16 protein-coding genes and 2 pseudogenes are annotated in these 20,568 nt (G+C 62.1%); 9 read left to right on the top strand and 9 right to left on the bottom strand.

All coding sequences use genetic code 11. The features are described 5' to 3' along the window. Positions 1–152: 152 nt before the first annotated feature. The 5 genes and pseudogenes from AC0L2Z_RS11530 to AC0L2Z_RS11510 form a co-directional block, all read right to left on the bottom strand. Entirely contained in the window at positions 153–1,286 is a 1,134-nt protein-coding gene (locus AC0L2Z_RS11530; protein ID WP_473628012.1) for an RHE_PE00001 family protein, read from the bottom strand. 124 nt (positions 1,287–1,410) lie between these two features. Further along, positions 1,411–1,706 (bottom strand): annotated as a pseudogene (locus AC0L2Z_RS11525) (hypothetical protein); the annotation flags it as partial. A 477-nt stretch (positions 1,707–2,183) separates the two neighbouring features. Then, positions 2,184–2,342 (bottom strand): annotated as a pseudogene (locus AC0L2Z_RS11520) (efflux RND transporter permease subunit); the annotation flags it as partial. Further along, the gene (locus AC0L2Z_RS11515; protein ID WP_473628058.1) at positions 2,339–2,734 is read right to left on the bottom strand and encodes an efflux RND transporter periplasmic adaptor subunit; all 396 of its coding nucleotides are present in this window, start codon (positions 2,732–2,734) and stop codon (positions 2,339–2,341) included. The gene AC0L2Z_RS11515 and the pseudogene AC0L2Z_RS11520, both read right to left, overlap by 4 nt. 63 nt (positions 2,735–2,797) lie before the next feature. Beyond that, complete coding sequence (locus AC0L2Z_RS11510; protein WP_473628010.1) at positions 2,798–3,091, bottom strand: hypothetical protein; 294 nt, start codon at positions 3,089–3,091, stop codon at positions 2,798–2,800. A gap of 1,029 nt (positions 3,092–4,120) precedes the next feature. On the opposite strand from AC0L2Z_RS11510, the gene AC0L2Z_RS11505 reads away from it, so the two are divergent. Beyond that, the gene (locus AC0L2Z_RS11505; protein WP_023803281.1) at positions 4,121–4,561 is read left to right on the top strand and encodes a hypothetical protein; all 441 of its coding nucleotides are present in this window, start codon (positions 4,121–4,123) and stop codon (positions 4,559–4,561) included. 769 nt (positions 4,562–5,330) lie between these two features. After that, the gene (locus AC0L2Z_RS11500) at positions 5,331–5,675 is read left to right on the top strand and encodes a hypothetical protein (protein WP_036263803.1); all 345 of its coding nucleotides are present in this window, start codon (positions 5,331–5,333) and stop codon (positions 5,673–5,675) included. A 10-nt stretch (positions 5,676–5,685) separates the two neighbouring features. Here AC0L2Z_RS11500 and ggt read toward each other — a convergent pair whose 3' ends face one another. The 3 genes from ggt to AC0L2Z_RS11485 form a co-directional block, all read right to left on the bottom strand. Beyond that, entirely contained in the window at positions 5,686–7,419 is a 1,734-nt protein-coding gene (gene ggt / locus AC0L2Z_RS11495; protein ID WP_473628009.1) for a gamma-glutamyltransferase, read from the bottom strand. A 364-nt stretch (positions 7,420–7,783) separates the two neighbouring features. Next, positions 7,784–9,076, bottom strand: a complete 1,293-nt coding sequence (gene rhaI / locus AC0L2Z_RS11490) for an L-rhamnose catabolism isomerase (protein ID WP_473628008.1) — start codon at positions 9,074–9,076, stop codon at positions 7,784–7,786. Between the two features lie 179 nt (positions 9,077–9,255). Then, on the bottom strand, positions 9,256–11,358 hold the full coding sequence (locus AC0L2Z_RS11485; RefSeq protein ID WP_473523730.1) for a bifunctional rhamnulose-1-phosphate aldolase/short-chain dehydrogenase: 2,103 nt from the start codon (positions 11,356–11,358) through the stop codon (positions 9,256–9,258). A 213-nt stretch (positions 11,359–11,571) separates the two neighbouring features. Between AC0L2Z_RS11485 and AC0L2Z_RS11480 the strand changes: the two genes are divergently transcribed. The 7 genes from AC0L2Z_RS11480 to AC0L2Z_RS11450 all read left to right on the top strand — a co-directional run bounded on the left by AC0L2Z_RS11480 (position 11,572) and on the right by AC0L2Z_RS11450 (position 18,704). Continuing rightward, a complete protein-coding gene (locus AC0L2Z_RS11480; protein ID WP_473628006.1) occupies positions 11,572–12,381 on the top strand; it encodes a DeoR/GlpR family DNA-binding transcription regulator in 810 nt (269 codons plus the stop codon). 46 nt (positions 12,382–12,427) lie between these two features. Next, positions 12,428–13,423, top strand: coding sequence for a rhamnose ABC transporter substrate-binding protein (gene rhaS, locus AC0L2Z_RS11475; protein WP_023803287.1), 996 nt, complete (start codon positions 12,428–12,430; stop codon positions 13,421–13,423). A gap of 83 nt (positions 13,424–13,506) precedes the next feature. After that, positions 13,507–15,048, top strand: coding sequence for a sugar ABC transporter ATP-binding protein (locus AC0L2Z_RS11470; RefSeq protein ID WP_128177979.1), 1,542 nt, complete (start codon positions 13,507–13,509; stop codon positions 15,046–15,048). Beyond that, complete coding sequence (locus tag AC0L2Z_RS11465; RefSeq protein WP_473628005.1) at positions 15,045–16,022, top strand: ABC transporter permease; 978 nt, start codon at positions 15,045–15,047, stop codon at positions 16,020–16,022. The genes AC0L2Z_RS11470 and AC0L2Z_RS11465 overlap by 4 nt, the downstream gene beginning before the upstream one ends. Next, positions 16,019–17,020, top strand: coding sequence for an ABC transporter permease (locus AC0L2Z_RS11460; RefSeq protein ID WP_023803290.1), 1,002 nt, complete (start codon positions 16,019–16,021; stop codon positions 17,018–17,020). The genes AC0L2Z_RS11465 and AC0L2Z_RS11460 overlap by 4 nt, the downstream gene beginning before the upstream one ends. After that, complete coding sequence (rhaM, locus tag AC0L2Z_RS11455; protein WP_473523732.1) at positions 17,020–17,337, top strand: L-rhamnose mutarotase; 318 nt, start codon at positions 17,020–17,022, stop codon at positions 17,335–17,337. The genes AC0L2Z_RS11460 and rhaM overlap by 1 nt, the downstream gene beginning before the upstream one ends. Beyond that, a complete protein-coding gene (locus AC0L2Z_RS11450; RefSeq protein ID WP_473628004.1) occupies positions 17,334–18,704 on the top strand; it encodes an FGGY-family carbohydrate kinase in 1,371 nt (456 codons plus the stop codon). Before rhaM ends, AC0L2Z_RS11450 begins: the two co-directional genes overlap by 4 nt. On the opposite strand, the gene AC0L2Z_RS11445 is transcribed toward AC0L2Z_RS11450, so the two are convergent. Next, positions 18,705–20,528, bottom strand: coding sequence for an alanine racemase (locus AC0L2Z_RS11445; protein WP_473628003.1), 1,824 nt, complete (start codon positions 20,526–20,528; stop codon positions 18,705–18,707). Positions 20,529–20,568: the final 40 nt, after the last annotated feature.

The following is a 20,568-nucleotide window of genomic DNA, read 5'->3' as shown; positions in this document are numbered from 1 at the left end:
ATCGAGAGCACGATGAATCATGGCGGCGCTTTTGGCAACGGAAATGAACAAAAAGCGCTGCGCCTGTCTTGTATTAAAAACGAACGATAATGTTGCATTATCAGTGGCTTACTATTTTGTGATTTGCGGGCATCAGCTTCTCAACGCTCGGCTCAAACCACCCCCCACGCCCGAAACCTTCCCCTCCCCGTCATCTCGCGAAGGCCGAGCTCGCCGATAAGATTGAGCGCGCCCTGCTTCGAGACTTTTAGCACCTCCTGGATCATGCCGGTCGAGACGATCGGCCGCGAGAGTACGAATTCGACCAGGTCGGCCAGTTTCGAGCTGGTGCGCCGTTGTTTGAGCCGCCGTTCCATCTGGCATTTCGCCATCACCAGCCGGTCGTGCTCCTTCAGCCCCACGAGTGCGGCCTCATGGATCGCATCGAGGGAGGCCAGCAACCGGTCACTGCGATTGCGTGCTCGCCGACGCTCTCGTGGAATGTTTTTCGCGCCAAGATGAAGGCAGGCGAGATGGTGGGCGGCAAGGCCTTCCTGCCGCAACAGCGCGGCCACCAGCAGCGGTCCGAGCCAGATGCCATGCTGCAGCACTTCGATGTCCGACCAGGCTTCGAGCAGGATCGCCGCGCGCAACACCGCCGGCAACTCCCGCGTTTCCGCAAGGACGGCCTGCCATTCGGCCAGCCGTTCTTCTTCATTCCAGTCGAGATCGTAGATCAGGTCGGGCCGGTCACGTCGTGACGTTTCCACTTTTCGAGCAGACACGTCGGCGCCGCTCAGAATCTTCGACGAGCGCGCCAGGACAGCATCGATCTCGGCAAATTCTTCGGCCAGAAGATCGTCCTCAGCATAATTCTCACCGTCGGATTCAACGGCGCTGCTCCTAGCCCCCTCCCCATCCCGGCTTTTTTGTCCCGCCGCCGGCATGGTGCCGCCCCGACCGGTCAAGGTCAAAAAACCGTCGCGGCTGAGCGCCCAGTCCGGCTTCTGAGACAAAATTCGACAGCGGGTTCGCAGGACTGCATGTGCGCGGGTGAGTTCGTGGGTCGGGGTACGGATGTCCATGTGAGCATCGTGCAGGACGAGGTCCTTGAGATGCACGAGCTCGCCCTCCAACCAGAGTGCTGCGGCCGCATCGACAAAATGCTGACGCTCGACAAAACCGTCGCGGACCGGCGAACGGGCCAGCCGTTCGTCGAACCGCGCCAGAGTCTCGCTCGCGAGCGTCACGGGCCCGATCAGGGTTTTCAGGGACAAAAGACCGATGTCGTAAGCCATTGTTTTCATGATGGCTGATTCGCGTTAGTCAAGCTATCTCGATGTTAAGTTGACTTGCAGGGGATTTTGTCTGGCGTCTTTCTCACTATCGATAATGACCTCTTATCGATATTGATCTAATAGTTCGCTGAGTTTAACTATTAACCGATAATATCAAGCGATTACTTCCATGTATCTGCTGCGCTATCCCAGTCCTGACGTTGGAGTGTCGCTCCTCACCTCCTCCACCACTCACCAGCCCGACGGGAATATCGCCCGCCAGCAGCTTCTCCTTGCTGAGCGCGCGGCAACCTCAAGCGCCTCGAAATCGGGCAAGTCCCACAGTGTGTCGAGGCCGAAGTGCAACAGGAAGGTCTTGGTCGTGACGTAGGTGTAAGGCGTGCCAAATTGCGGGCTGCGCGGCCCGGAGTCGATAAGATCCTGCGACCGAGCGCCCTGATCGGGTCGCGGCTGAACGCCTTCAGGGTCTCCCTACGGTCCTTGGAGTTTGGCCTGATCTCTGATGTTGAAATGATTGATGAGGACTGTGGTGCCCGGGTAAATATAGGCGTCACTCATCAAGCGGCACGGGCACGCCCAGCTGATCGCAGTCCGCTCGCTCAACGGCCCGGCCTCTTCGCACAGGACGAGTAACTGTTCGAACAGGTTCGGCTTGTCTCGCAAACGGCCATTGCCGAAAGCGCAGCCTTGTGACCATCCGCCAGCATCGCTGCGACGATCGGCTCAAGCGGTTTCTGGTCGAGGGCTCTGATGACCTGTTTGGCAAGCCGCAACGCATGCGCTCGATCCCCCGTAGAGCTCGCCGTTTGCCCTTTCGAAGATGCGCACGTAGCGCGGCCGCTTGCCGCGACCGGTCCAGCGCTCGCAAGAACCCAGCACCAACAGGCTTTGCGTCCGATCACCCTAACCCTTGATGGAGTATGCGAACTCCATTGTCGGTGGCGCGATTTCGGGATATTGCGCGACCGGAAGCTGCGTGTAGGCGATGCCGCCGACGAGCACGAGCACGATCGACAGCACCACCGCGAAGATCGGGCGGTTGACGAAGAAATGGGCGAAGTTCATTGCGTCTGCCCTTCGGCTTCAACCTTGGGCGGCAATGTGGTCATCTCGGACTTGACGGTGACGCCTGGCCGCACTCGCACCAGCCCGTTGATTACCACGGTCTCTTCGCCGGTGAGGCCCTCGCGGATAACGCGATAGCCGTCGATGCGCGGGCCGGTGCGGACCGGCTTGGCCGAGATCAGGCCTGCCTGGTCGACAACGAAGACGATGCGACGGTTCTGGTCGGCGCCGATCGCCTCGTCAGGCAGAAGCACGCCCGGATGCGGCAGCGAGCCGGGCACGTTGATGCGGCCGAACATGCCCGGCTGCAGCACGCCGTCCTTGTTGTCGAAGCGCGCCCTGGCCCGCATCGTGCCGGTAGCTTGGTCCAGACGATACTGCGAATCATCGATGAGCGTTTCCAGTTTGCTGCGGGCTGGTCTGGCTAACCTTCAAATTGGCCAGCGCGTAGTCCGCTAGGCTGGGATCGTCGTCACGGTTTCTGATAGCTCAGTTCCTGCCCGTCTGATGCGCGACAGATTTTCGATGCAACGCTCAAGCGCGGCGATCGTCTTGGAAAGCGCCTCGTCGCCAATCCCGGTGGCGTGAAGGCGTTCCCAGTGGGCCTTGATGTTGTGATCGCGCTTCCTGTCACCGCGGACAATTTGCGCGGCGACCAGCCGATCGGTCGCGCATTTCAGCGCCAGCTCGATGGCATGGCGCGCGTTGTAAAGGATGGGCAGGACAAGCGTGTCGCGTTTGTCAAACATTTGCTTCTCGATGCCGCGTCAGCAAGCTCCATCGCTGCCTCGATTATAGCCCTCGACATAGTTTGCCTCCTCGCCCTGCCTGCCAATGCAGGCACTCCATTCAGAATCGTCCACCATCTTGAAGAAAAGGTCGTGTGCATAGGGGTCCGGTTCAACCATCGCTCACTAAACTCAAACGCGAGTATGTCCGATACGGTATCAGAAGTGATTGTGGCCATGGCTCAATCAGGCGCATTGCTGCTGCGTGCCGTTGCGCAACCATCATGTCCTATGCGGGCGATGATAGGGGCAATCTGCACAATCTGACGATGCTCTTCACGCCCGCACCGTCACACCCCCAACCTCGCTTTCACCTCAGATGAGGCTTCCGACCAGGACAAAAGGGGACTTTTCCGCCGTACCGTTCCGGATCTGTGTGATATAAACATCAAAGTTATGGACGAGGCGTATCCTGAACTGCCTCTTTGCTCCGCCATCTTCAATTGGTGGAGCGATGAGAGGTCGGGAAATCGGAGGCAGCGGACCTGCGATTTGCTCACGCACCATGCAATGCGATCGACAGGACTTATCTGGACCAAACTCGAGTAACGATAGCAATGGGCTTTTGAGATAAGGTCGGGACGCGATGGCATTGAGCGGATAGAGCGATATCCGGGAACCGAACCAATCCACAGAAATATTTCGTTGGTATTTTTGTTGGCTAGCCCTGATATAGCGTGAGTCCTAACCGTTTGGAAACAGAGAGAGTTTTCCATCGTTTGGATTCCGCCTCTGGGCACCATTTTTCCAAGGCAATTTCAGCAAGTTGCGCATGACGCCCGCTTGGCTGAAATCGGTTGGGGGAATTCAGGTCGCCGTGTTGCGGGAGGTTGCGTAGCGGTTCTCGGCGACCTCCAATCATTTTTCCCGCGCCCGACAGGGCCGGCACTGGCGAAACTGTTTGCTCGCATTGGGCGAATGACGGATTTGATTTGCTTGGTGATCCCCTATCCTTAGGGCAAACTGCCCGCTGGGGCTCCAGGAGGCGAAATGAGAGCACGCGCAGCAACGGTTGGAGATCTGGAAAGTGTTTTCCGTGATCTGTCCAAGCGAATATCGGACGAGTACGTCGCGGCCGGCAAGGACAGCAAGATCGCCTACGACAATCTGATGATGAACTTGAAGGAAGGCCGTGCTCATGCGCTCGTGCAGGGCGAAAAAACCGTAGCGCTCATCGCCTGGCACGAGAATAGCGACGCTGCCGATACGCTGTTCGCCGCGCAGGAAGATTTCTTCAGCGCCGCGACCGTTCGCTTCTGCAAGCGGCACATTCGCCATATCCAGGCGCTTGCCGGCAACCTCCCCATTCACTCGCGCAGCTGGCTCCAGAGACCGGACGTCGCAAAATGGTTCCGGATAATCGGCTATGTCGAGCGGGGCCAGAAGAATGGCGCCCATCTGTTCGAACTGCCGCCGGCTCCCGCCGCCTGACAAATCTCGGCGGACTGCGAAACGCTGCCGCAACCGGTAGCCACGTTCGGGGCCGATGCTCTAGCCAAAAAGGCCCGCCGCTCCATTTGCGAAGCGGCGAGGCTCGATATTCGGGAACGACTTCCGGGCCGTTGCCCCGGCATTGCTTACTGTGCAATTCAGGTGCCAGACGGGTTGACCGATAATGGGACACCGCACCGGGAAAGCGCGAACCATCTTCCGCGATCACACCACTGCCATACCGCACCATTCCTTGCTATGTTTGCTCGCGGCGGACCTGATTTCCGCTTGGCCGGCGCCCATCAGGCAATCTACCCCAACGCCCCCCCAAAGTGGCGCCGGCCACTCTTCACCACCTCTTCGCCGCCGGCCCAATCTTGGCCAACGGCCCAATCTTCGCCACCGGCAACTTCAGGCGCGGTCAAGCCGAAGCCAGGACAGCGGTTCTTAATCCGCCTCCAGAGCGGCGGCCCTTCACGACAAAACGCCCTGACTGGCGATTCCAGTGCGACAGATCGCCTGGAACGGCAGCACGATCCGACCTGAAGCGCGTCGCGTTTGACCGGCGACGCGCTTCAGGTTGTTGTTTTTTTGCATGTCGTTACCGCAAAACCGCTGCACACTTTTGCGCGACATGCATTAAATCCAAAAAGACGGTAGCAAGCCGCGGCCAGAAAGTGTTGAAGACCGTGCCGATGGCATTGAACGCGTCGCGATCCGGTTGCACTCGGCAAGGCTTGATGATTTGTTGCCGCTTCAAGGAGAATGAATGATGCACGAGCCTGCCGGTCAAGACGAATATGGGTCGGCCAGCCCCTTCGACCCGGACGACCTGACGACGTTGAACGTGATGGGTCCGGGTGTGGCCAGCAACGATTTCGAGAAATACGCGGTCGCCGTGATCATCGTGTTCGGCGCCCTCATCATTGGCGGCTTGATGGCCGCAAACCTTGCCCTGGGGCACCGTAACGGCTTCCTGTACGCGCTTGGCGGCGCCACCGCGGCGTGGATATCGGGAAATGCGCTGCTGCTCGATCGGCCGCGTATCTATGCCTTGTTCGTCGGCATCGCGGCGGTGATGCTGATTGCGTCCACCATAACGCTGGTCATCTGACCGAAAGAAATTAATATCCGATCGCCTCGCCGGACGCGGCGCGGCTGTCGATGGCGCCATTGTAGCGGGCGCCGCCGCCCTTTTCGATCTCGGCCAGGCTCTTGCCGCCGACCAGGATACCGGCCGCCTGACCCCAGGTCGCATCGGTGACGTCGATGCGATAGCCCATCCCGGCAAGCAGTTTTTCGGTATCGGGCGACAGGCCGAACGGTTCGACATAGACCGTGTCGGGCAGCCATTGGTGATGGATGCGCGGCGCGTCGATCGCCTCCTGGATGTTCATGCCGTGATCGACGACATTGACGATCGCTGCCAGCGTGATGGTGATGATGCGCGAGCCGCCTGGGCTGCCGATGACCATGAACGGCTTGCCGTCCTTGGCGACGATGGTCGGGCTCATCGACGACAGTGGCGTCTTCCTCGGGGCGATCGCATTCGCCTCGCCCTGGACGAGGCCGTAGAGATTGGGCACGCCCGGTTTCTGGGTGAAATCGTCCATCTCGTTGTTGAGCAGGATGCCGGTGCCGTCGGCGACGACGGCGGCGCCGAACGAGCCGTTCAGCGTGTAGGTCACCGCGACGGCGTTGCCGTCATTGTCGACGATCGAATAATGCGTCGTCTCATGGCTCTCGCCAAAACCCTTCGGCATCAGATCCTGCGACACGCCGGCCCGGAACGGATCGATCTTTTCGCGGATTTCTTTCGCATAGTTCTTGTCGAGCAGCTTTTCGACCGGATTGTCGACGAAGTCGGGATCGCCGAGCGCCGAATTGCGGTCGACATAGGCGTGACGCATCGCCTCGACCATGACTTTGATGGTTTCGGCAGAACCCGCGCCGAGATAGGACAGCGGGTAGAATTCCAGCACGTTGAGTATCTCGCAAATGATGACGCCGCCCGAGCTCGGCGGCGGCGAGGAGGTGATCTCATAGCCGCGGTAATTGCAGGTCACCGGCTCGAGCTCGCGGACCGCGTAGGTCTCGAAATCCGCCTTGGCCAGAATGCCGCCCTTCTGCGCGCTCGCCTTGACGATGCCGTCGGCGATCGGTCCTTTGTAGAAGGCATCACGACCTCGTTCTGAGATGGCCGAGAGCGAGGCGGCGAGATCGGCCTGGACAAGGCGCTCGCCGACGGCATAGGGCTTGCCGTCAGGCTTCAGGAAGATGGCGGCCGCGGCCGGGTCCTTGGCCAGCCGCGCGGCGCCGCCTTCGAGGGAGGCGACATCGCCCTGCTCCAGCACAAAACCATCCCTGGCATAGCGGATGGCCGGCACCATCAAGTCCTGCCGCGTCAGCGTGCCGTATTTTTCCCGTGCGGTCTCGAAGCCTGCCACCGAGCCCGGCACGCCGACAGCGAGATAGCCGTCGAGGCTGGCGCCTTTCACCGGCTTGCCGTCCTTGTCGAGATACATGGTTTTCGTCGAGGCGAGCGGCGCGCGCTCGCGGAAATCGAGAAACGTCGAGCGGCCGTCCTTGAAGCGGATGGTCATGAAGCCGCCACCGCCGATATTGCCGGCGTTTGGATAGACCACAGCCAGTGCGTAGCCGACGGCGACTGCGGCATCGACGGCGTTGCCGCCCTTCTTCAGCACCTCGACGCCGACTTCAGACGCCAGATGCTGGGCGGTCACCACCATGCCATGCTCGCCCTTCGCCGGCTGCGGCGAGGCGGCCAATGCGGCCGCCAGCGGCGCAAAGGTCAAGGTGAGGGAAAGACTGAGTGCGATTAGGGTGCGGCGGTGCATGGCCGTTCTCCGGGGCGTGGGATGCGCCTAGAAAAGCCGTTTGGAGAGGTTGAGTCTACTGACAATAAAGAAGATTTCGGCGGGCTTGCACGCCTGCGCCGGTTCGGTTCGTAACCACCGTTGCGATCTTCGGCTGATGTAACGGCATGGATCCTAGGGTCTCCGCTACGTCGCTTCGCTCCTGCTCCGCCCTAGGATGACGAAGGCGTGTTGGCTTGTAGCTAATCGCAGATGGCGGAGATTTGGCAGTTGCGTCGCAGCGTAGGTAGGCTGATGACAAGCGAAGGCTTTCGAAATTAGCCGACGCGTCTCTCGCATCGCGCCGCAACCCGCCTCAGGCGGGTTTTTTTGTTTCAGGCCGACATCAAACAATCCCACCGCCGCCGCCGGCAACCGCCGGCCGTTCCGCCGCGACCTTGGCTCGGTAGCCGGCGGCGCGATAGGTGGCGACCGGATCGATGGCGCCGCCCGTGTTCAGCCGCGCCATGGCGAGGATCGGCTCGACATCGGTGCGATAGGCGGACTTCAGCGTCTGCGTCGCCATCAGCGCGTCGTTGGCATCCTGATAGCCTTCCAGCGCCTGGCGATCGACCAGCAGCGCCTGCGCATAGGCGCGCTGCACCTCGACCGCTGACAACATCAGGCTTTCGATCGGGTCGGTGACATTGTGGCTCTGGTCGAGCATGTGAGCCGGATCAAAACCTTCGGCACCGGCAAGCTCGGCATCGACCAGCTCGTTAAAGACGAGGAACAGCCGGTAGGGATCGATCGAGCCGGCGTCGAGATCGTCGTCGCCATATTTCGAATCGTTGAAATGGAAGCCGCCGAGTTTCTTGAACTGGATCAGCCGCGACACGATCATCTCGATGTTGACGTTGGGCGCATGATGGCCGAGGTCGACCAGGCAGAACGCCTTGTCGCCGAGCTCTTTGGCGATGATGTAGTTGGTGCCCCAATCCTGCACGACCGTCGAATAGAAGGCCGGCTCGTACATTTTGTGCTCGGTGAACAGCTTCCAGTCGTCCGGCAGCTTGGCGTAGATCTCCTTCATTGCGTCGAGATAGCGCTCGAACGCCTTTGCGAATTTGACCTGGCCGGGGAAATTCGAGCCGTCGCCGATCCACACCGTCAGTGCCTTGGAGCCCAGCGTCTTGCCGATCTCGATGCATTCGAGATTGTGCTCGACGGCCTGCCGGCGGGTGCCGGCGTCGGCATGCGACAGCGAGCCGAACTTGTAGGACAGTTTTTGATCACTGGCGTCGGAGAAGGTATTGGAGTTCATGGCGTCGAAGCCGAGGCCGAAGCGCGAGGCCGCCTGCTTCAGCCGGTCCGGGTCGGCCTTGTCCCACGGAATGTGCAGCGAGACGGTGGGTGTCGCCCGCGTCAACTGCCGGATCACGGCGCAATCCTCGATCTTGTCGAAGATATCGCGCGGCTCGCCGGCGCCGGGAAAGCGGGCAAAGCGGGTGCCACCGGTGCCGACGCCCCAGGACGGGATCGCCACGGCGAATTTTTCGACCTTGTCGCGGATGGCGTCGACGGCGATGCCGCGGCGGTCGAGGCGTTCGCCGAGCGCATCGTAATCGCGCTTGAGCTCGGCCGCGCGCGCGAGATTGTCCTTGTCGACGATGTCGGCTGAGATGATGGTTTCGGACATGGTGCTTCCTCCCAAATGCGTTCGGTTGGCGCTGCCCCTCATCCGCCTGCCGGCACCTTCTCCCCGTATAGCGACGGGGAGAAGGACAAGCGTGTCCGGCATTGGCGACCCCCTCTCCCCGTTGTTCGCGGGGAGAGGGTAAAGGGTGACGGGCAGCGCCACCCTCAAAAAATGATCGCCTAGCGCGTAAAACTCTGGGCGTTGCCGGCGTCGACATTGACGATGTTGCCGGTCGACTTGGCCGACATGTCGGAGGCGAAGAAATAGATCGCCTCGGCGATGTCTTCGGGGAACACCGAACGCTTCAGCATCGAGCGTGAGCGGTAGTGTTCCTCAAGGTCGTCAGTCGACATCTTGTAGGCGGCAGCGCGCTGTTCCTTCCATTCGCCGGTCCAGATCTTCGAGCCGCGCAGCACGGCGTCGGGATTGACGACATTGACCCTGATCTGGGCCTCGGCGCCTTCCAGCGCCAGGCAGCGCGCCAGATGGATTTCGGCGGCCTTGGCCGTGCAATAGGCGGCGGCATTGGGCGATGCGGCAAGCCCGTTCTTGGAGGCGACGAAGACGACATTGCCGCCGATCTTCTGCGCCCGAAACAGCCTGAATGCTTCGCGCGACGCGAGGAAATAGCCGGTCGACAAGATGTCCATGTTCTTGTTCCACAGCGCCAGCGTCGTCTCCTCGATCGGCGCCGAGGTTGCCAGGCCGGCATTCGACACCAGGATGTCGATGCCGCCGAACTCGACCGCCGTCTCGGCGAAACCGGAGATCACCTGGTCCTCTGACGTGACGTCGATCACCACCGGCCGCACGAAATCCTTGCCATGGGCCTTGGCCAATTCGTCATTGGCGCTGGCAAGGGCGGTCTCGTCGATGTCGGCCAGCACGACGCAGGCGCCCTCGCGCAGCAGCCGGTTGGCCGTCGCCCGGCCGATGCCGCCGGCGCCGCCGGTGACCAGCGCGATCTGGCCGGCAAGCGCTTTCGGCTTGGGCAGGCGCTGCAGCTTCGCCTCTTCGAGCAGCCAGTATTCGATGTCGAAGGCTTCCTGCTCGGGCAGGCCGACATAGGTCGACACTGTCGAGGCACCGCGCATGACATTGATGGCATTGACGTAGAATTCGCCCGAAATGCGCGCCGTCGCCTTGTCGCCGGCGAAGGTGAACATGCCGACGCCGGGCATCAGATAGACCACGGCGTTCGGATCACGCACCGGCGGCGAATCCGCATGCTCGCACCTGTCATAATAGGCCTGGTAGCCAACGCGATACTCCGCCAAATCGTCGGCGAGGCGGGCGATAAGGGCGTCGACATCGGGATTTTTGGGATCGAATTCGATGACCAGCGGCCGGATCTTGGTGCGCAGGAAATGATCCGGGCAGGAGGTGCCGAGCGCCGCCAGCCGGCGCAAATCCTTCGAATTGACGAATTCGAGCACGGCCGGCGAATCGTCGAAATGGCCGAGCTTGTGACTGTTCTCCGAAATCAGGCCGCGGATCCTCGGCATCAGCCTTGCCGCCACGGCGCGACGCGCCGGCGCGTCGAGCGATTTGACGACTTCGCCGCCGAAGATCGGCTTGCCTTCAGACTTGCGCTCGAACCAGTCGATCGCCTGGTTGATCACCGAGATCGTCGTCTCGTAGCATTCCTTTGGAGTGTCGCCCCAGGTGAACAGGCCATGGCTTGCCAGCACAACGCCCTTGGCCTCGGGGTTTTCGGAGCAGAATTTTTCCAGCCACAGGCCGAGCTCGAAGCCCGGACGCTTCCATGGCAGCCAGCCGATCGCGTCGCCGAAGATCTCCCTGGTCAGCGCCTGCGAATCCTTGGCGGCGGCAATCGCGATGATGGCGTCGGGATGCATGTGGTCGACATGCGGCTTCGGCACGAAGGCGTGCAGCGGCGTGTCGATCGAGGCCGCGCGTGGGTTAAGATTGAAGGTGCAATGGGGCAGATAGCCGACCATCTCGTCCTCATGCTCGAGGCCGCGATAGAGACCCTTCAGCGCGCGCAACTTGTCCATGTAGAGGGTGGCGAAACCGTCGAGCTTGATCGAGGCGCTGTCGCCGCCCGAGCCCTTCACCCACAGCACTTCCACGCTTTCGCCGGTGAGTGGATCCTTTTGCCATATCTTGGAAGAGGTGTTGCCGCCGCCATAGTTGGTGACGCGCTTGTCGAAGCCAAGAACATTCGAGCGATAGACGAGACGTTCCGGCTCGCTCATTCCCAGGGCTGTCGCCTCATCCCAAAGATTGGTGAGGCGCGTGCCGGAGCGCTTGTCAAGCATAGGTAATCCTCCCGTGACGTGAGACGCGCAAACGGTGCGGTCAATTGCGACCGCATAGCGGGTCAGCTTCGGTCGAATGTCCACGGAAGCAGCGGCATTGTCAATCACAAACGATCAAGATTGATCATATTGCACTGCACAATGGAATAATATGATCGGAAATGATTGACACTGCGCGTTTTGGGTGCCTAGATGTTGAGGCAGGGAGGAACCATGCACGAGAAAGAGCGCCACAGGATCATTTTGTCCGCCGTCCAGGAAAAGCCTGTGGTGACGGTGCAGGAGATGGTCGACCTGACGGATTCATCCGAGGCGACGATCCGGCGCGACATCGCCGCACTGCATGTGCAAAAGCGCCTGCGCCGGGTGCGTGGCGGCGCCGAGGCGATCACCCCGCCGCAATTCATCGGCCTTGCCGGCCGGCCTTTTTCCGTCAACGAGACGATCAACGCTGTGCAGAAGCGGGCGATCGCGCGGGACGCCGTGGAACTGTGCAATGACGGCGAGCCGATCATCATCAATGGCGGCACCACCACCTTCCAGATGGTGCATTTCCTGACCGGCCGCCGCATGCCGATCTTCACCAATTCCTTTCCGATCGCCGAGCACCTGCTCAAGCACTCCAAGAACACGGTGATGCTGTCGGGCGGCACCATCTACCGCGAGCAGAACATCATCCTGTCGCCCTTCGACAATGACGTGACGCGCAATTTCTATGCGCGCCGCATGTTCATGGGCGCGCAAGGGCTCGGGCCACTCGGCCTGATGGAAGGCGATCCGCTGCTGATCCAGGCCGAGCAGAAACTGATCGATCAGGCCGACGAACTGGTGGTGCTGGTCGACTCGTCAAAATTCCGCAAACGCTCGAGCCTGATCCTGTGCGGCCTGTCGCGCATTGCCACGGTCATCACCGACGACGGCATCGAGGATCGCGAGGCCAAGATGTTGGAGGCCGCCGGTGTGACGCTGGTCGTCGTCCGCACAACGGCAGGCAATAGGGAAGAATCTTCGCTGCAGGCCTGAGGGTTCGCAGCGGCGATGGAATGCAACGCTCAAGGGAGGATATTCGATGAGCTTTCTGAAGAAATTGATGGTTACGGCGGCGTTCTCCGCCGCCATCTTCGTGAATGCGGCCTATGCCGAGAACGTCAAGATCGCGCTGGTGGTGAAGTCGCTCGGCAACGGCTTCTTCGATGCCGCCAACAAGGGCGCCGAAGAGGCGGCCAAGGAACTCGGCGACGTCGATATCATCTACACCGGCCCGACCAAGGCGACCGCCGAAGCGCAGATCGAGGTGATCAATTCGCTGATCGCCCAAAAGGTCAACGCGATCGCCATTTCGGCCAATGACGCCGACGCGCTGGTGCCGGCGCTGAAGAAGGCGATGGATCGCGGCATCACCGTCATCTCGTGGGATTCCGGCGTCGCTCCGGAAGGCCGCCAGCTCCACCTCAACCCCTCGGACACAAACCTGATCGGCGAGACCATCATCAAGCTTGCCGCCGACTATCTGCCGGAAGGCGGCGATGTCGCCATACTGTCGGCTTCGTCGACCGCGACCAACCAGAACGCCTGGATCGAAGCGGCCAAGAAGGTGCTGCCGGAGAAATTCCCCAAGATCAATCTCGTCGCCACCGTCTATGGCGACGACGACTCGGCCAAGAGCACGGACGAGGCCAAGGGCCTGCTGAAATCCTATCCGAACCTCAAGGCGATCATCGCACCGACCACCGTCGGCGTCGTGGCCGCTGCCCAGGTGGTGACCGACCAGGGCCTGATCGGCAAGGTCAATGTCACCGGCCTGGCGCTGCCGTCGGAGTTCAAGAAGTTCATCGACAACGGCGCCAGCCAGGCTGTCGCACTGTGGAACCCGATCGATCTCGGCTACTCGGCCGTCTACCTCGCCCATGATCTGGCGGTGAAGAAGGAAGAAGCCAAGCCGGGTGCGACGCTGTCGATCGGCCGTGTCGGCAAGGTCACCCTCGACGACACCAACTCGGCCGCGATGGCTCCGCCCTTCAAGTTCGACAAGTCGAACATCGAAGAGTTCTCCAAGATCTATTGATCCTGGAGCCCTTCAAGCCGGCGCGGCGGAGCTCAAGTTCCGCCGCGTCCTCAAACGGACCTGCTTAAGGGCTTGATACGACTATGGACACGACAGCCCAACTCGACCCGACCACTGAGCAGCCTTTGGCTGCGGCTCCGCGCCTGACCCTGGCCGGCATCTCGAAGAGTTTTCCCGGCGTGCGCGCGCTGCACGACGTCAGCCTGTCGCTCTACCCAGGCCAGGTGACCGCGCTGATCGGCGAGAACGGCGCCGGCAAGTCGACGCTGGTCAAGATCATGACAGGCATCTACCAGCCTGACACAGGCACGATCAGTATCGATGGCCAGGCCGTGACCTTGCCCAGCGCGCATGCCGCCTTCGGGCACGGCATCACCGCCATCCACCAGGAAACCGTGCTGTTCGACGACCTGACGGTGGCCGAGAACATCTTTCTCGGCCATGCGCCGCGATCGCGCCTCGGCACCATCGACTGGCGCACCATGCGCAAGAATGCTCGTGAAGTACTGAACACCATGGGCGCCGGCCACATCGACGCCGATGCGCGGCTGAAGGATCTCGGCATCGCCAACAAGCACCTCGTCGCAGTCGCCCGCGCCATGTCGATCGACGCCCAGATCGTCATTATGGACGAGCCGACCGCAGCGCTGTCGCTGAAGGAGATCGAGGAGCTGTTTTTGCTGGTCGAGTTCCTGAAGAGCGAAGGCAAGGCGATCCTGTTCATCAGCCACAAGTTCGACGAGATCTATCGCATCGCCGACCGTTACACGGTGTTCCGCGACGGCGAGATGGTCGGCGAAGGCCTGATCAGGGATGCCGGCCAGAGCCAGATCGTGCGCATGATGGTCGGCCGCGCCGTCGATCACATCTTTCCGCAACGCAAGGCCGAGATCGGCGCGCCGGTGCTTGCCGTCTCCGGCCTGTCGCACCCGACCGAGTTCGACGACATCGGCTTCGAGCTGCACAGAGGCGAGATCCTCGGCTTCTACGGCCTTGTCGGCGCCGGGCGCAGCGAGGTGATGCAGGCGATATCAGGCATCACCCGCACCAGCAGCGGCACCATCACGCTGGAAGGCAAGGCGATCATGCCGAAATCGGCGGCGGATTCGATCGACGCCGGCATCGTCTACGTGCCGGAAGAACGCGGTAAGCAAGGCGTGGTGATCGGCCTGCCGATCTTCCAGAATATCTCGCTGCCCTCGCTCAAGCGCACATCCAAGTCAGGTGTGTTGCAGCTGGCCGAAGAGTTCGCGCTAGCCCGTTCCTATACCGAGCGGCTCGATCTGCGCGCCGCCTCGCTCAGCCAGGACGTCGGCACTTTGTCGGGCGGCAACCAGCAGAAGATCGTCATCGCCAAATGGCTGGCGACCGCGCCCAAGGTGATCATCCTCGACGAGCCGACCAAAGGCATCGACATCGGCTCGAAAGCCGCCGTGCACGGCTTCATGGCCGAACTGGTAGCTCAAGGGTTGTCGGTGATCATGGTGTCGTCCGAACTGCCCGAGATCCTCGGCATGTCCGACCGGGTCATCGTCATGCGCGAGGGCCGCATCGCCTCGATCTATGACAACAAGGGGCTCGACGCCGAAACGCTGGTCAAGACGGCAGCAGGGATTGTGGCATGAAGGTTTTGCTCAAATATCGCGAAGTCTGGCTGCTCGCGGCAATCGTCGTGGTGATCGGGCTGATCTCGATGCGCTTTCCGGGCTTTGCTGCCTTCGGCAATCTGCGCCAGGTGTTCAACGACACCTCGATCCTGATGATCCTGGCGCTGGGGCAGATGGTGGTGATCCTGACCCGCTCGATCGACCTGTCGATGGCGTCGAACCTGTGCTTCACCGGCATGGTGGTGGCGATGCTGAACGCCGCGGATCCGGCAATCCCGATCCCGCTGCTGATCGTCATCGCACTTCTGGTCGGCCTGGTGCTCGGCGCTATCAACGGCCTGCTGGTATGGCGGCTGAACATTCCCTCGATCGTGGTGACGCTCGGCACGCTCACCATCTATCGCGGCGCCACCTTCGTCATTTCAGGCGGCGCCTGGGTCAATGCCGATCAGATGAGCCCTGATTTCATCGGCCTGCAGCGCGCGGCCTTTCTCGGCATTCCAGTGCTGTCGTGGATCGCCATACTGGTCATCGCCTTGTTCTTCCTGTTGATGACGCGCACCGCGCTCGGCCGCTCGATCTATGCCATCGGCGTCAATCCGACAGCATCGATCTACGCCGGCATCGATGTCGGCCGCACCAAGTTCATTGTCTTCTGCATCTCGGGGATGGCCGCCGGTCTGTGCGGCTATCTCTGGATCTCACGCTATGTCATCGCCTCGGTCGAGGTCGCCAATGGCTACGAGCTCAACATCATCGCCGCCTGCGTCATCGGCGGCATCTCGATCGCCGGCGGCATCGGCTCGGTCGGCGGCGCAGTGCTTGGTGCGCTGTTCCTCGGCATCATCTCCAACGCGCTGCCGGTCATCAACATCTCGCCGTTCTGGCAGATGGCGATTTCGGGCAGCGCCATCATCCTGGCCGTGGTGCTCAACGCGCGCGGCGAACGCCGGCAAGGCCGCATTATTCTCAAGAAGGCGGAAGCGGCATGACCGACACCCCAGCCCCGCGCCACATTCCCGACCGGCTCGACACGCCGCTCAACTCGGCGATCTTCTCGTGGGAGGCGCTGCTGGTCGCGGTGGCGGTCGCCATCTTTGCCGTCAACAGCTTCGCCTCGCCCTATTTCCTCGACGCGTGGTCGCTGTCGGACCTGACCTTCAACTTCACCGAGAAGGCGCTGATCGCGCTCGCCATGGCGCTGCTGATCATTTCCGGAGAGATCGACCTGTCGGTCGCCGCCATCATTGCGCTGGCCTCGACGATGATGGGCATGGCGGTGCAGGCCGGCGCCGGCACGCCGGTGCTGGTGGCGATCGGCATCCTGGTCGGGCTCGGCTGCGGCGCCTTCAACGGGCTGCTCGTCACCAGGCTCGGCCTGCCGTCGATCGTCGTCACCATCGGCACGATGAGCCTGTTTCGCGGCATCGCCTTCATCGTCCTCGGCGACCAGGCCTACAAAGGCTATCCCTCCAGCTTCGCCTTCTTCGGCCAGGGTTATGTCTGGTGGGTGGTGTCGTTCGAGCTGACGCTGTTCCTCGTCGCGGCGGTCATCTACTGGTTCCTTCTGCACCGGACCAGCTTCGGCCGCCGCGTCTTCGCCATCGGCAACAACCCGGTCGCGGCACAGTTTTCCGGCGTGCGTGTCGGCCGCATCAAGTTCATCCTGTTCTGCCTGACCGGGCTGATGGCGGGCATCGCCTCGGTGCTGATCACCTCGCGGCTCGGCTCGACCCGGCCATCGATCGCGCAAGGCTATGAATTGGAGGTTATCACCATGGTGGTGCTGGGTGGCGTCAGCATCCTGGGCGGCGCCGGCAGCATTTTGGGCGTGGTGCTCGCCGCCTTCATCATGGGGCTGGTGACTTTCGGCCTGGGGCTGCTCAATGTGCCCGGCATAGTCATGTCGATCTTCATCGGCCTGCTGCTGATCATCGTCATCGCGCTGCCCATCGTCTGGCGGCGGGTGCGGCGGGAGCGTTTTACCTGATGGCCGAGAAATACGCGTTCAAGATGAAGCTCAATCCCGGCATGAAGGCCGAATACAAAAGGCGTCATGACGACATCTGGCCGTCGCTGGTCGCACTGCTGAAACAGGCCGGCGTTTCCGACTATTCGATCCATCTCGACGATGAGACCAACACCTTGTTCGGCGTGCTGTGGCGGCGCGACGGCCACGGCATGGACGAATTGCCGAAGCACAAGGTGATGCAGCGCTGGTGGGCTGAAATGGCCAACATCATGGAGACCGGGCCTGATAACGAGCCGGTGGCGGTGCCGCTGGAAACAATGTTCCATATGGAATGACCCGCCACGTCGCCGTCATCGATATCGGCAAGACCAACGCCAAGGTGGCGCTGGTCGATCTCGCCGATCTGCGCGAAGTTGCGCTGCGCCGCATGGCGAACGCGCCTGTCCTTGACGGTCCCTACCCGCACCACGATGTTGAGCTTCTGTGGTCGTTCATCCTCGACAGCCTCGCCGAGATCAATCGCGAACAGCGCATCGACGCGATATCGATCACCACCCACGGCGCGACGGGCGTGCTGGTGGACACTGCCGGCGAGTTGGCGCTGCCGGTGCTCGACTATGAATTTGCCGGGCCCGACACCCTTGCCGAGGACTATGACACGAAGCGTCCGGCCTTCGCCGAGACGGGCACGCCGCGCCTGCCGGTCGGCCTCAATCTCGGCGCGCAGCTGTTCTGGCAGCAGAAGCGCTTCCCGGCGGAGTTCGCCAAGGCCGCCGCGATGCTGATGTACCCGCAATACTGGGCCTTGCGCCTGACCACCGTCGCCGCCAACGAAGTGACTTCGCTTGGCTGCCACACCGATCTGTGGAACCCGTGGAAGGCCGATTTTTCGTCGCTGGTCGACAAGATGCAATGGCGTCATCTGATGGCGCCGGTGCGGCCGGCGAAAGATCGCCTTGGCCCGATCCTGCCCGCGCTTGCGATACGGACCGGGCTTGATCCGCAAACGCCGGTGTTTTGCGGCTTGCACGATTCCAACGCCTCGCTGCTGCCGCATCTCCTGTCCGATACGCCGCCGTTCTCGGTCGTCTCGACCGGCACCTGGGTGGTGTCGATGGCGGTTGGCGGCAACAAGATCGCGCTCGACCCGGCCCGCGACACGCTCGTCAACGTCAACGCGCTCGGTGATCCGGTGCCGTCGGCGCGTTTCATGGGCGGCCGTGAGTTTTCGCTGCTGACGGAAGGCCAATCGGAAGACTGGACCAAAGAGGATATCGCCACAGCGCTCGCGCGGAAGACGTCCCTGCTGCCTTCGACCCAACAGGGTTCGGGGCCGTTCCCGCATCACAGGGCAGCATGGCTCGACGCAGACGGCATCAACGGCGGCCAGCGCTTTGCCGCCATCTCTTTCTACCTGGCGCTGATGACCGCGACCTGCCTCGACCTGATCGACGCCGGCGGCCCGACGACCGTCGAGGGGCCGTTCGCCCGCAACCGGCTTTTCACGCGCATGCTCGCTGCAGCCACCGCACGTGCCGTCATCGCGTCGGAGGCCGCAACCGGCACCAGCATCGGCGCCGCCCTGTTGCCGTCGGACCAAGGAACGGTACAAGGCGCCGGCGAAAGGTTCGAACCGCCGGTCGACCCGGCCTGGGCGGATTACGCACGTTCATGGCGCGCGGCGGTCGACGCACAGGGCTGATCACAAAATCCGCTTGCCAAACGCCGACATGACGAAATTGACCGTTTCCGCCGCCAATCGCGGTTCCAGAGCTGATGTCAGGCCGGAAACGTCCATCGACAACAGCCCGCCGGACAACGCGATCGCCTCCATGGCCTGATGCGTTTCGCGCACCGTGATGCCGGAGCCTGCCGCCCAGCCGGCGAATTCGGTCACCTCAGGCGTATAGCTGACATGAAAGCCTTGCGTGCCGGAGCTGGCGATGCGGATCGCCTCGTGCATCACGTCGCGCATGCCCATGGCGTCGATGTCGGTCATGGTGAAAGCGCAGACGCGCGAATCCTTCAGCACCCGGGCCTCGGCCGGATCTGCATGGCGCAAACCGACAATGACGACGTTTTCCGGCGACAGTTGTGGCTGCAGCGCGCCGGGCTTGTGATCGAGGCCGAGCGCCCGCGCCAGCACCGAAGCTTCCGGCAGGTCGATGCCGTCTTCGTCCTCGGGCATCAGCGCGGCGATGGAATCGATCCAGATCAGGCCAAACGAGTGCGTCGCCCGCGCGGTCGCCGTCAGCGCCGTGTGGGCGATGCGCCGGTCGCTGCCGGCGGTGAGCCGGACCAGGCCGGACGGCGGCCGCTCGATATCGGCCAGTTCGACGACATCGAAATTCATCGCCTCCAGCCGGGCGCCGGTCGCCTCCCTGGCCAGGATGCCGGCCGCCGCCGGTTCGGCAGATATCGACACCATCTTGCGGCCGGAGAAATCCTCGACATCGTGCATTGGCGCCTTTTCGACATATTCCGAGGTCATTGCCAGCAGCATGGCGCCATAGCTCATGCGGAAGGCGACACGATCGCCGACGGCGGGTGGCGGCTCGGCATCGGTCACGTCGAGAAGCAGATGGTCGCTGGAGGCGCCAAGCACCCGCACGCCCTTGGCAATCGGCGTCAAACCTTCGATCAAGACATCCTCGCGGCCGATATTGGCGATGGCGCGCAACCGGTCGCCATCGTCGGCAAACACCGGCTGGTTGCCGAAAGCGTCGTAGCCGGATTGGCCGATCGGCCGCGACGGCTTCAGCTTGACCTCGATGATGTCGCTGGTCAGCCGGCAGGCATCGGGTTCGAGTTCGGCCCACGGCGTCTCGCGGAAGGTTTCGACGCCACCCTGAAGGATCGCCTCGCCGACCCGCAGATTGTTGATGCCGGCGGGCAGCCTGCCTTCGAGCAGCAGCGTCAGCGACGATGACGCGCCGCCCGAGATCCAGTCGAGCCTTGCGCCGGACAGGCGCTCGGTCTTGTAGGCATGGGCGACGAGCTGTCCGAGATTTTCCTGCGTCGGCATGATGGCGCCGAAGCAGCCGAGATTGGTGCCGATGCCGGCGATGCGCACGCCGCTGAGCGCCAGTATCTGTTCGACCGTCGGAATGAGGTCGTTCGGCCAGATGCCTTCCCTGAGGTCGCCAAGATCGATCATCAGCATGATGTCGTGGACGCGGTCCATACGCTCGGCGATGCGCGATAGTTCGCGGATGGTGGCGAGTTCGGATTGCAGGCTGATGTCGACGGTGCGCACAACCTCCTCGATGCGTGCCATCGGCGGACTGCGCAGCAGCATGATCGGGGCGGTGATGCCGCTGTCGCGCAGCCGGCGGATGTTTTCGAAGCGCGATTCGGCGATGCCGGCGACGCCGCCGCGCAGCATGGCGCGCGCCACCTGCGGCATGCCGCAGGTGCCCTTGGTAACGCCGAATACCCTGATACCGGACAGGGCGCAGCGGTCGACGATGGTGCGCGCATTGCGCTCGATGCGGCCAAGGTCGATGGCGACTTGCGGTCCCGACATTTTTCTACTCAGAATTTGTGCACGGTATTAGACGCATTTA

It is taken from the genome of Mesorhizobium sp. WSM4850 (genome assembly GCF_055811735.1).
This window is presented reverse-complemented; position numbering and strand designations above follow the sequence as displayed.